Here is an 11,966-nt window from a genome sequence, read left to right as displayed (position 1 = left end):
ATCGCCCTTTCACGGCGGTAACACGGGTTCGATTCCCGTCGGAGTCATCTGGCGCCATAGCCAAGTGGTAAGGCAAAGGTCTGCAACACCTCTATCACCAGTTCAAATCTGGTTGGCGCCTCTAGGAGAAATCTGGAAACAATTGTTTCCAGATTTTTTGGTATACAAATATAATATACCATATATAAAAATGCGGTATGTGAAGAATGTGCTTCCTACATCAAAAAATAACAGAAAATATATTGAAAATCAGCTTTCGGGAGCCATTGAGCAGATGGAAAAATATATCAGAAAGTATCCGATGTTTCTTGTTATGGATTATGTGTAAAACTATAGATTATTATAATAATTAAAATATTGTTTCGTCATCTTGAATATGCTATACTTGAATTATGTTTATAGGGGCAAAGCTGTTGAAAAACTGTGACGCAAAGCCAAAGGGACTAAGGCAGTACGCTATGTCAGCCGGTTGCAATAAGAAGATGCGGATAGGTTAATAGAGTAAGTGAAAAAAGCTATTCGGCTTAAATTTTAGTCACCTGCGTTATACAGGTGACTTTTTTACATAGGAAATTACATTTTCTATGTAGAAAAGCTTCCGGCAGAATGCATAGGAGATGAGGGAAATGAAAAAAGGAAAGAAATGGAAAAAAATTGAAGCATTCTGCATTATGCTCATTGTGACATTGTTGCTTATTTTTGTCAGAATACTGTATCAGCCGGGTACGGAGTCGGAAAGGGGCGAGTTGTACACCTTCAGCAATGGATGGTATCAGCTGAAGGATGGGAAAAAGACGGAGCTCAAATTGCCGTGTTTTGTTACAGCGGATAAAGATGGGCAGATCATTCTTTACAATGATATGTTATCAGAGGCTGATAAGGGAAAAATCTTGTCGATCCGAGGAATACAGGATCAGCTGAAAGTCTGCATAGGAGACCGGCTTCTCTACCAATATAAGGATAACAGATTTGAAAAAAACAGGCAGATGAAAGGGAAAATATGGGCAGATATTTCTTTGCCGGAGAAAATCGGGCAGGAAGTGTTATCAATCAGCTATGAAACTAAAAAGAATGCCAGACTATATGTGTATGCCCCGATGATCGGAGAGTTTTGTTTTATTTTTAGGCAGCATCTGCTAGGATCATTTTTTTCGATACTGATGATTTTGGGAATGACTGGTCTCGGTCTCGTCTCGGTGATTGTCTTTTTATATACCAGACACAGACAAATTGTAGAAAAGAGATTTTTAAATGTAGCACTGTTTTTGATTCTATGCAGTCTGTGGTGCATTTTTGATTCAGGGATTTATCAGATGTATGGAAGTCAGAACGCAGCAGGAACACTGATATCCTTTTATGCGTTTATGACGATGCCTGTTCCCATGCTGTTATTTGTACAAAATACAGTGAGTGAAAGTGTAAGATGGATACCGCAGATCTGGATTTTTCTTCTTTATGCAAATGCTGTTTTACAGGGATTCTTGTATTTTCTGTTTAGGATTCCTTTTATAGACATGCTATTTATCACACATCTTTTATTATTTACGGGGGTTGTGTCTATGATTCTTCTTTTGTGGAAAGAGTATCGGAAAACGCAGGAGAAGGAAGTAAATCTCTGTCTAAAGGCATTTGGTGTATTAGGGATAAGCGGTGTAATCGCACTGGTACTGTACTGGGTATTATCCATTTACTGGTATGAATCTATTTTCCAGTTTGGCATTCTTCTTTATATTGCTGTTTTGTTTTGGGGATTGCTTTGTAAAGTATCCAACAACATTCAGTTTTGCCTGGAACAGGAGGTTTATAGGAGAATGTCCTTGGAAGACCGGATGACAGATATGAAAAACCGGAAATCATTTGAGATGTATATTGAAGAGATCCAGGAGGGTGCGATTTTACTTGAAAATGTATTATTGTTGTTTGTGAAAATTGCAGAACTGAAGAAGATTAATGATATGTCTGGAAGGCAGATGGGTGATGAAACGGTTATCCGAACGGCAAGAAGCATCCAGAGTGCAGAAAGGAGTGTTCTGGAACAGCAGGCAGTAAGTTTTCGTGTTGATGGTGGTGAGTTTGCGATTATCGTAAAAAACCCGCAAAAGACACCGGAAGAATGGGAGCATTTTATAAAAGAAGAGATGGAAGAAGAATGTGGAAACAGACAGCCTGTGCGGCTGAAGTTCGGGTATAGTTATCTGAGAAAAAAGAATGGTAGTCTTCTTTCGTTCAGTGACTGGAAACAGCAGGCAGACGATATGCTTTGTTCAAATAAATAAAAACCGGCGGAGGATAAATATGACTTATAATATAGATTTTCTTATTGCGGCAATGGTTATATTGTTGCTGGTTTTATGGTATTTTCTGGGACAGAAAAGAGCAGAGGATCTGAATAATCAGGTATTCCTTTCCTTTGCCATCATCGGTATTTTAGATGTGGTTGCGGAACTTGCCAGTAATTATTATATTTCTTTTCCAAATAGTAATTGTGAAATTGCTGCAATGCTTGCAACAACGATCTTTTATCTGCTTCAGGCATTGCTGCCGTTTACGGTGATTTGTTATATTCAGACATTACATGATAATAAGATCATTTCGGCAAAAAAGATGTTTTTATCAGGTGTGCCGACATTCATTCTGATGGGGATGATTCTGACAAACCCGTTCACGGAAAAGCTGTTTTATTTTGATATACCGGCAGGCTATATGAAAGGTCCATGGTATATGCTGATGTATTACAGTGCACTTTGTCATATGGCAGCAGCCTTGATCCTTATTGTCATATGGCGGAAAAAACTGGGCTATCAAAAAGTGAAGAGTCTGCTGGAAATCCTGTTGATATCCGGTGCGGGAGTGGTGATCCAGCTTTTATATCATCCGCTTCTTACAACAGGGTTTGGTATGAGTCTGGGAATTCTGGTACTATTTATTACGATCAACAATCCTCATGCAAATATCGATACACTTACCGGATTATATAATCATCTGTATCTGGTCAGAAAAAGCAATGAGCTGATCAGTGCGGGAAAATCATTTCACATTATTACGGTGTATCTTTATCAATTGAAGCACATTAATAAAATCGCAGGGGTACAGGGCGGTAATTCAATCTTAAAGCTGACAGCAAGAAAACTTGGTGAGATGTGCGGGAAAAAAGCATTTCGTACAACGGGAAAGAGTTTTATGATACTCACCGGTTCACTTGAAGAATATGAATATTATCTTACGCAGCTGAAGAGAATGTTTGATGGAAACAGTAAGCTGAATGTCAACAATAAAATTATTACGATGCCTGTGATCATAAGCGGGATCATGAATGCGCAGAAACTCGGAGACAGCGGGCTTATTCTAGAATATGCTGAATATCTGGAAGCCTTATCTGCGAAAAATGGTCTGACAGAGGTGATACAGGATGATTATCAGACGATGAATGGTTTCCTTTATAATAAACGGGTAGAACAGTATTTGCATAAGGCGATTACAGAGGATCTGTTCGAGATATACTATCAGCCGGTTTACTCTACACGGAAAAATGCTTTATCACACTGGAAGCGCTAAGTCGCCTTCAGCATCCGGAGCTTGGCTGGATCGCACCAGATGTATTTATTCAGATTGCAGAAAAAAATCATATGATCGAACAGATCACAGATCTACAGTTTAGTCGTGTCTGCAGATTTTTAGGAGAAAACCGATACCTGATGAGGCATCTTCTGAATGTAAAAGTGAACCTGTCTTCTCTGGATCTGATGAGAAATGACTGTAGCAGACATTTTATCCGGATTATGGATGCTTATAAGATTCCACATAACTGGATACAGTTTGAAATCACGGAAACGGTTGCGACTGAATGCAATGCGGGTCTAAGAAGAGTTGCGGAGGAATTTACGGCCGCTGGCATTGGTTTGTGTCTGGATGATTTTGGTTCCGGATATGCGAATCTGAATACGGTAATGAGGCTTCCGTTTTCTGTGATCAAGGTTGACAGATCTCTGCTTTTTGATATCTGCAGGGATGAGAAACGGGCAATTTTCTATGAAAGTGTTGTAGAAACATTTCATAAAATGAATTATCATATTGTTTCCGAAGGGGTGGAAACACAGGAAGAAATGGAACAGATCAGCAGCTGGGGAGTCGAGATGATTCAGGGCTATTATTTTTCCAAGCCGCTTCCTGAAAAAGAGCTTTTGGAATTGCTGAAGAAGCAGGATAATATAGAAAGATAAAATTAAGAGACAATTCATCAGGCAGACAAATTAATGTATGAAAATAAAAGAATGTCATAAAGAGGAGGAAAGAAATGTTACTTATTAAAAATGCAAAAGTTTATGCACCGGAGTATGTTGGAAAAAAGGATCTTTTAGTATGTGGGGGAAAAATTGAATGTATTGAAGATAAGATCGAGGATTTTCCGATCGCATGTGAAGTTATTGATGCAGAGGAAAGAATTCTTACACCGGGGTTTATTGATCAGCATGTTCATGTTACCGGAGGCGGTGGGGAAGGAAGCTTTCATACCCGTACACCGGAACTTCAGCTGTCAGAACTGGTAAAAGGCGGAATTACAACGGTTGTAGGACTTCTTGGAACGGACGGACTTACAAGGAGTGTTGAAAATCTTTACGCAAAAGTACAGGCTTTATGCGAAGAAGGGGTAAGTGCGTATATGCTTACCGGTGCATATGGATATCCAAGTCCGACTATTACCGGAGAGGTAGATCGGGATATTATGTTTGTTGAAAAAGTACTTGGCGTGAAACTTGCCATTTCAGATCATCGGGCACCGAATGTGACGGAAAGTGAACTGATCCAACTTGCGAGCAAGACCAGAACGGCAGGTATGTTAAGCGGAAAACCTGGAATCGTGGTGCTGCATATGGGAGATGCAGATGCTGGATTGTCGCCGGTGTTTGAAGCTTTGGAAAAGAGTATGATTCCGATCAAGATTTTCCGTCCGACTCATGTGAACCGCAGAAAAGGTCTTCTGGAAGAGGGCTATCAGTTGCTTGAAAAGGGTGGATACATCGATCTCACCTGTGGCATCAGTGAGGACTTTTGTCCGGGCGGATGCATTTTAGAAGCAAAAGAAAAGGGAATCCCGACAGAGCATATTACCATCAGCTCCGACGGACACGGAAGCTGGTCAAAATACAGAGAAGACGGAAGCCTGTTGGAAATCGGTGTTTCCTCAGTAGATGCGCTGCGGGAAGAACTTCTGTATATGGTACATGAGCTTGATATGAAGCTGGAAGATGCACTTCCATATATGACATCACATGTAGCGGAGGCACTGGGATTGCAGGGTAAGAAAGGGACAATACAAAAAGGAGCCGATGCAGATCTGCTTTTGTGGGACAATGACCTGAAGCTTGACAGTTATATTGCAGGTGGAAAAATCTTTATGCAAAAAGAAAAAATCATTTGCAAGGGAACCTATGAAAAATAGGAATTGAATAAAGTACAACGTTAGCCTGTTAAAATATTCCCTTGCGGAAATGCCGGAAAAGCCTTAAAATAAAGGAATCATGTGTATACAGAAAGGAATATGCTTTATGGAAAAAGGGACTATTTTTAAATTTCATAACGATCTGGATACAGACCAGATCATCGCATCCCAGTATCTGTTGCTGCCGAATCTTGAGGAGATGAAGAGCCACGCATTTGAATCTCTGGATCCGGATTTTGCACAGAAGGTAAAACCGGGAGATTTCGTGGTCGGAGGAGAGAACTTTGGATGTGGATCTTCCAGAGAGCAGGCTCCGGGTGTGTTAAAAGCGTTAGGTGTAAAAGCTGTTATCGCAAAATCATTTGCAAGAATTTTTTATAGAAATGCTATCAATATCGGACTTCCTGCTATTGTCTGTAAAGACCTTCCGGATGAAGTAAAGACCGGAGATCAGATGGAGCTTCATATGCTGGAAGGAACCGCTGAGGCAAATGGAAAGGTTTATTCCTGCACAAAACTGCCGGAATATATGCAGAATATTTTGAATCAGGGCGGACTTATTGCGTCTCTGAACCGTGAGGAGGAATAGACGATGGGAATGACAATTGCTGAAAAGATCATTGCAGCGGCAGCCGGTGTGGAAAGCGTAAAGCCGGGTGACATCCATACAGTAGAACTGGATCGTCTGATGAGTAATGACGGAACTACACATCTTACCGTTGATATGTATAATAATAAATTAAAAAATCCACATATTGCAGATACAGGCAAGCTGGTATTTATCGTAGATCATAACGTACCGTCTGACTGTCCGAAGACAGCCGCATCCCAGAAGAAGATGCGTGATTTTGCAAAGGCAAACCACATTGATTTCTGGGAAGGGAAAGGTGTATGCCACCAGATTATGATGGAAAATTATGTTCGTCCGGGAGAACTGATCTTTGGTGCAGACAGCCATACCTGTTCTTACGGTGCACTTGGTGCATTCGGAACCGGTGTTGGATGTACAGACTTCCTTTACGGTATGGTAACAGGAACTTCCTGGGTAATGGTACCGGAGACTGTGAAATTCAACCTGGTTGGAAAGCTGCCGGAAGGTGTATATGCGAGAGATCTGATCCTCACCATCATCGGTGAAGTCGGAGCCAACGGATGTAACTATCAGGTGATGGAATTTACCGGAGAGGGCGCGAAGACTCTGACAATCAGTGACCGTATCGCACTTTGCAATATGGCAGTAGAAGCCGGAGCTAAGACCGGTATTTTTGAAGTTGATGATGTGGCAATGGAATATTTAAAAGAGCATGGACGCGAGCCAAAGGCTGTATATCACAGCGATCCGGATGCGCATTATGTAAGAGAATATACATTTGACTTATCCAAGGTAGAGCCGGTTGTTGCAAAACCGGATTTTGTAGACAATCTTGCGCCGGCAAAAGACGTGCGAGGTATCAAGATTGATGAGGCATTCCTTGGATCCTGCAACAACGGACGTATCGAAGATCTCCGTGTAGGCGCACAGGTTATCAAAGGAAAGAAAGTATCTGAAAAAGTAAGATTCCTTGTTGTTCCGGCAAGTCAGACTATTTACAGACAGGCTCTGGAAGAAGGACTGATCGACATTTTCATGGATGCAGGTGCGATCGTGATGAACCCGAACTGTAGTGTATGCTGGGGAAGCTGCCAGGGCGTAATCGGTGAAAATGAAGTCCTGATCAGTACAGGAACCCGCAACTTTAAGGGACGTGCAGGACATCCGAGTTCCAAGGTATATCTTGGATCGGCTGCAACCGTTACAGCATCTGCCATTGCCGGAGAAATTGCACTGGCAAGTGATGTGTAAGAGACGAAATTACGTTTGACGAGGTGACATAAGATGGATAAATTTACAGGACGTGTATGGGTTCTTGGAGATGACATTGATACCGATATCATCATTCCAACTGAATACCTTGCACTCAAGACAATCGATGATATGAAGCAGTATGGCTTTTCTCCTCTTCGTCCGGAACTTGCCGGACAGATCCAGAAGGGGGATATCATTGTAGCAGGAAAGAACTTTGGTTGCGGTTCGTCAAGAGAACAGGCACCGGAGATCATCAAGGCAATGGGTGTGCAGTGTGTGATCGCCAAATCATTTGCAAGGATCTTTTTCCGTAATTCGATCAACAACGGACTTCTTCTGATTGAACAGCTGGAACTTTATGATGATATGAAAGAGGGCGACGAGATCACGGTAGTGATGAATGAGCATGTGGATTATAATGGCAAGGAATATCCGATTGCTTCTCTGCCGGAGAATCTGATGAGCATTATTCAGGCTGGCGGTCTGGTAAAAGCCATGCGCAAGCTGAATGGACTGGATTAACCGGAAAGGAGAAGAAAATGGGCGAGACGATTATTGAAAAAATTATCAGACATAATACAGGAAAAGCCGTAAAGCCGGGAGACATTGTGACGGTTAACGTTGACCGCGTGATGATTCATGATATTTTCATCCCCTTTGTGGCAGAAAAATTTGAAGAAATGGGATTTACGAAACTGCATGATCCGGACAAGGTTGTTCTGATCTATGATCATCTGGTTCCGGCAAGTCAGCAGGATGATACCAGACATTTTCGTACCGGAGATGCATTTGCAGATAAATACGGACTTACACATGTACACAGAAGTGACGGAATCTGCCATCAGCTGATGACAGAGGCTGGCTATGTTAAACCGGGTGATATCGCATTCGGAACCGACAGCCATACCACAACTTATGGTTGTGTTGGAGCATTTTCATCTGGTATCGGTTATACCGAGATGGCGAGTATCCTTGGAACCGGAACGATGTGGATCAAGGTACCGGAGACGATCAAAGTTGTGATCGATGGTGAACTTCCGGAAAATGTCATGTCAAAGGATATCATCTTACGACTGATCGGTGATTTGAGAGCAGACGGTGCTACTTACAGAGCACTTGAATTTGCCGGAAGCACCATTGAAAATATGACAGTTGCAAGTCGTATGACAATGGCAAACATGGCAATCGAAGCAGGTGCAAAATGCGCACTTTTCACACCGGATGAGAAAACTGCCGAGTATTGCAATATTGAATTAAATGATTATCAGAAGAGTCTGGTTGGTGATCCGGATGCAACTTATATGAGAACGATCACTTATAAAGCAGAGGACTTTGTACCGGTTATGGCCCTTCCGTCACAGGTTGACAAGATCAGAAATGTATCTGAGGTAGAAGGAACCGAGATCGATCAGGTATTTATCGGCTCTTGCACAAACGGACGTCTGGAGGATCTTCAGGCAGCAGCAGAAGTGTTAAAGGGCAAAAAAGTTGCGGATTTTGTAAAACTGATCGTGACTCCGGCGAGCCGTAAGATCTACAAACAGGCAGCAGATATGGGAATCCTTACGACTTTATCTGAGGCAGGTGCGATCATTACCCATCCGGGTTGCGGACTTTGCTGTGGACGTACCGGAGGAATTCTGTCAGACGGAGAACGTGTGGTTGCAACCAACAACCGTAACTTCCTTGGACGTATGGGAACTTCTAAGGTCGAGATTTATCTGGCATCTCCGAAAACAGCGGCAAGCTGCGCGGTGGCAGGAAAGATTGTAAGTCCAAAGTAGAGGAGTTCACTATGAAAAAAATTGGATTTATCGGTGTTGGCATCATGGGAAAATCCATGGTGCGCAACCTTATGAAAGCAGGGTATGAACTGCATATTTACGCAAGAACAAAAGCGAAAGTCGATGATGTGATCAGCGAGGGTGCAATTTTCCATGAATCTATCAAAGAATGTGTACCTGGATGTGATGCAGTGATCACCATCGTTGGTTTTCCGAGAGATGTGGAAGAGGTTTACTTCGATGAAGGCGGTATTCTGGAAAATGCAGATCCGGGAACCTATCTGATCGATATGACAACTACAAGTCCGATGCTTGCAGAAAAGATTTCAAAAGAGGGCACAGAAAAAGGATTCCATGTGCTGGATGCGCCTGTAACAGGTGGGGATACCGGAGCAAAAAACGCTACATTATCCATCCTTGTCGGCGGCGAGAAAGAAGATTATGAAGCTTGTATGGAGCTTTTCAAAGCAATGGGAACAAACATCAATTATCAGGGAAAAGCCGGATGTGGACAGCATGCAAAGCTTGCTAATCAGATTATGATCGCCGGTGCCTTAAGTGGTGTATGTGAGGCCTTTTCCTATGCGCAGGCCAAAGGACTGGATCTGAATGTCCTTTTTGATTCGGTCTCTACCGGGGCAGCAGGAAGCAAACAGTTGGATGCTTTCGGACCAAAGATCATTGCCGGAGATTATGCACCGGGATTCTTTATGAAGCATTTCATCAAGGATATGAAGCTTGCGCTGACTGAGGCAAATATGAGCGGACTGAGTCTTGAGGTGCTGAGTCTGGTACTGTCAAATTATGAAGAGTTGGCACAGGAAGGGCTTGGAGATCTTGGGACACAGGCGCTGATCAAGTATTATGATGTGCAGGATGTAGAAGAATAATCGTATGTGATTTAGGGAGCTGTTTTGCAGCTCCCTGATATTTTGTGTTTCATAAACAGTAACGAGAAAACCCGCTGATCTTTCGACCAGCGGGTTTTCTTGTGCTTTTATTTAATTTCTAAAGGAATGAGAGTAAAGTGCGGCAATCGGGGTAACCCGATTGCGCTTACTTTATGAGGGGGGAGATAGTTGTTTATCAACTATCTGACTCTTAGTATACAGATAAATTGTGTTCAAAATATGTCTATATCATAAAAGAAAAAGAAAATTTCTTAAGGAAAAATGAACTATCGATTAAGGAATATTGATTAGAGTACAATAAAAAAATCATTGCGAAAGTACTTTCAAATGTAATCAGATTCTTTTTACATCGTTGCAACTGCGGTAGTTTAATGGTATACTGGACATATTGCAAAAGTAGAAAATGGCAGCAGAAGCTGTCGGCAATGTTTACAAGGCTCATTGGGGTTATGTGAAATATATAAGAGAGTAATACGGAGGAACAGAACAGATGGATTTGGTAACAGTAAGAGAATTATACAGAAACAGAGAGGAATATCTGGATAAAGAAGTGACCATCGGGGGATGGGTGCGTAGTATCCGTGATTCTAAGACATTTGGATTTATCGTTGTAAATGATGGATCTTTCTTTGAAAACCTTCAGGTAGTATATCATGATAATATGGAGAACTTTGGCGAGATTTCCAAGCTGAATGTTGGTGCGGCAATTATTGTAAAAGGAACACTTGTCGCAACACCACAGGCAAAGCAGCCATTTGAGATCCAGGCAACAGAAGTTGTCGTAGAAGGTACCTCTGCACCGGATTATCCGCTTCAGAAAAAACGTCACAGCTTTGAATATTTAAGAAGTATTGCACATCTTCGTCCAAGAACCAATACTTTCCAGGCAGTGTTCAGAGTACGCTCACTGACTGCTTACGCAATCCACAAATTCTTCCAGGAAAGAGGATTCGTATATGTACATACACCGCTGATCACAGGAAGTGACTGCGAGGGTGCAGGAGAAATGTTCCAGGTAACAACACTGGATATGAACAATGTGCCGAAAAATGCAGACGGAACTGTTGATTATTCCAAAGATTTCTTTGGAAAAGAGACAAACCTTACCGTAAGCGGACAGCTGAACGGTGAAACTTATGCACAGGCATTCCGCAACATTTACACATTCGGACCGACATTCCGTGCGGAGAATTCCAACACCACACGTCATGCCGCCGAGTTCTGGATGATCGAGCCGGAAATCGCATTTGCAGATCTGGAAGATGACATGATCCTTGCAGAAAACATGCTGAAATATGTTATCCGCTACGTGATGGAAAACGCTCCGGAAGAGATGAATTTCTTCAATTCTTTCGTAGACAAAGGACTGATCGACCGTCTGAACAACGTTGTAAATTCTGATTTCGCAAGAGTTACTTACACAGAAGCAATCGAAATCCTTGAAAAGCACAATGACAAATTTGAATACAAAGTATCATGGGGAGCAGATCTGCAGACAGAGCATGAACGTTATCTGACAGAAGAGATCTACAAACGTCCGGTATTCGTTACCGATTATCCGAAGGAGATCAAAGCTTTTTACATGAAGATGAATGATGATAACAAGACCGTAGCAGCAGTTGACTGTCTGGTTCCTGGAATCGGAGAGATCATCGGAGGAAGCCAGAGAGAGGACGACTACGATAAGCTTGTTGCAAGAATGAAAGAGCTTGGACTTAAGGAAGAAGATTACGGATTCTATCTGGATCTGAGAAAGTACGGATCTACAAGACATGCAGGATTCGGACTTGGATTTGAGAGATGCATCATGTATCTTACAGGAATGTCCAACATTCGTGACGTAATTCCGTTCCCAAGAACTGTGAATAACTGCGAACTGTAAAAAAGAAGAATGAAGAAAAAGGGGACCGGGAACTGCATCAAAAGGGTGTGTTTTCCGGTCTGCTGTTTTATACGCAAATCTTTCTATATACGGAAAGGAAAAG

The 11,966-nt window shown here is 42.1% G+C and carries 10 protein-coding genes, 1 tRNA gene and 1 riboswitch; all 11 genes read left to right on the top strand.

All coding sequences use genetic code 11. The annotated features are described in order from the left end of the window. The first annotated feature begins 50 nt into the window (after positions 1-50). The 11 genes from PG418_RS17605 (at position 51) to asnS (ending at position 11,863) form a co-directional block, all read left to right on the top strand. Positions 51-121 (top strand) — tRNA-Cys (locus PG418_RS17605). A 272-nt stretch (positions 122-393) separates the two neighbouring features. After that, positions 394-477: riboswitch (cyclic di-GMP riboswitch) on the top strand. Between the two features lie 149 nt (positions 478-626). After that, the gene (locus tag PG418_RS17600) at positions 627-2,276 is read left to right on the top strand and encodes a sensor domain-containing diguanylate cyclase (RefSeq protein ID WP_498837800.1); all 1,650 of its coding nucleotides are present in this window, start codon (positions 627-629) and stop codon (positions 2,274-2,276) included. A 19-nt stretch (positions 2,277-2,295) separates the two neighbouring features. Then, on the top strand, positions 2,296-3,555 hold the full coding sequence (locus PG418_RS17595) for a diguanylate cyclase domain-containing protein (protein ID WP_498837799.1): 1,260 nt from the start codon (positions 2,296-2,298) through the stop codon (positions 3,553-3,555). Further along, the gene (locus PG418_RS17590; RefSeq protein WP_498837801.1) at positions 3,498-4,220 is read left to right on the top strand and encodes an EAL domain-containing protein; all 723 of its coding nucleotides are present in this window, start codon (positions 3,498-3,500) and stop codon (positions 4,218-4,220) included. Before PG418_RS17595 ends, PG418_RS17590 begins: the two co-directional genes overlap by 58 nt. A gap of 74 nt (positions 4,221-4,294) precedes the next feature. Next, positions 4,295-5,440, top strand: coding sequence for a beta-aspartyl-peptidase (iadA, locus tag PG418_RS17585; RefSeq protein ID WP_195371477.1), 1,146 nt, complete (start codon positions 4,295-4,297; stop codon positions 5,438-5,440). 106 nt (positions 5,441-5,546) lie between these two features. Next, complete coding sequence (locus PG418_RS17580) at positions 5,547-6,029, top strand: LeuD/DmdB family oxidoreductase small subunit (protein ID WP_044998914.1); 483 nt, start codon at positions 5,547-5,549, stop codon at positions 6,027-6,029. 3 nt (positions 6,030-6,032) lie between these two features. Next, positions 6,033-7,283 carry a 3-isopropylmalate dehydratase large subunit gene (locus PG418_RS17575; protein ID WP_055157885.1) on the top strand — a complete coding sequence of 417 codons (1,251 nt, stop codon included), beginning with the start codon at positions 6,033-6,035 and terminating at the stop codon, positions 7,281-7,283. 33 nt (positions 7,284-7,316) lie between these two features. Further along, positions 7,317-7,808: a LeuD/DmdB family oxidoreductase small subunit gene (locus tag PG418_RS17570; RefSeq protein WP_498837798.1), complete on the top strand. Its 492-nt coding sequence runs from the start codon at positions 7,317-7,319 to the stop codon at positions 7,806-7,808. A gap of 17 nt (positions 7,809-7,825) precedes the next feature. Continuing rightward, positions 7,826-9,070, top strand: a complete 1,245-nt coding sequence (locus tag PG418_RS17565) for a 3-isopropylmalate dehydratase large subunit (RefSeq protein WP_055157887.1) — start codon at positions 7,826-7,828, stop codon at positions 9,068-9,070. Between the two features lie 11 nt (positions 9,071-9,081). Further along, positions 9,082-9,960 (top strand): NAD(P)-dependent oxidoreductase, encoded by an 879-nt coding sequence (locus PG418_RS17560; protein ID WP_498837797.1) that lies wholly within the window; start codon positions 9,082-9,084, stop codon positions 9,958-9,960. Positions 9,961-10,471: 511 nt separating this feature from the next. Then, complete coding sequence (gene asnS, locus PG418_RS17555; protein ID WP_008371696.1) at positions 10,472-11,863, top strand: asparagine--tRNA ligase; 1,392 nt, start codon at positions 10,472-10,474, stop codon at positions 11,861-11,863. The last annotated feature ends 103 nt before the right edge of the window (positions 11,864-11,966 follow it).

The sequence above is a fragment of the Bariatricus sp. TF06-38A genome, assembly GCF_027690675.1.
Lineage (GTDB): Bacteria > Bacillota > Clostridia > Lachnospirales > Lachnospiraceae > Allocoprococcus > Allocoprococcus comes.
The sequence above is the reverse complement of the archived record's forward strand: the minus strand, read 5'-3'. Positions and strand labels throughout refer to the sequence as shown.

Excerpts from the sequence above, each read along its gene's own strand:
- PG418_RS17580 (WP_044998914.1), top strand. The coding sequence starts at position 5,547 with ATGGAAAAAGGGACTATTTTTAAATTTCATAACGATCTGGATACAGAC.
- PG418_RS17565 (WP_055157887.1), top strand. The coding sequence starts at position 7,826 with ATGGGCGAGACGATTATTGAAAAAATTATCAGACATAATACAGGAAAA.
- PG418_RS17595 (WP_498837799.1), top strand. The coding sequence starts at position 2,296 with ATGACTTATAATATAGATTTTCTTATTGCGGCAATGGTTATATTGTTG.
- PG418_RS17560 (WP_498837797.1), top strand. The coding sequence starts at position 9,082 with ATGAAAAAAATTGGATTTATCGGTGTTGGCATCATGGGAAAATCCATG.
- PG418_RS17575 (WP_055157885.1), top strand. The coding sequence starts at position 6,033 with ATGGGAATGACAATTGCTGAAAAGATCATTGCAGCGGCAGCCGGTGTG.
- iadA (WP_195371477.1), top strand. The coding sequence starts at position 4,295 with ATGTTACTTATTAAAAATGCAAAAGTTTATGCACCGGAGTATGTTGGA.
- asnS (WP_008371696.1), top strand. The coding sequence starts at position 10,472 with ATGGATTTGGTAACAGTAAGAGAATTATACAGAAACAGAGAGGAATAT.
- PG418_RS17570 (WP_498837798.1), top strand. The coding sequence starts at position 7,317 with ATGGATAAATTTACAGGACGTGTATGGGTTCTTGGAGATGACATTGAT.
- PG418_RS17600 (WP_498837800.1), top strand. The coding sequence starts at position 627 with ATGAAAAAAGGAAAGAAATGGAAAAAAATTGAAGCATTCTGCATTATG.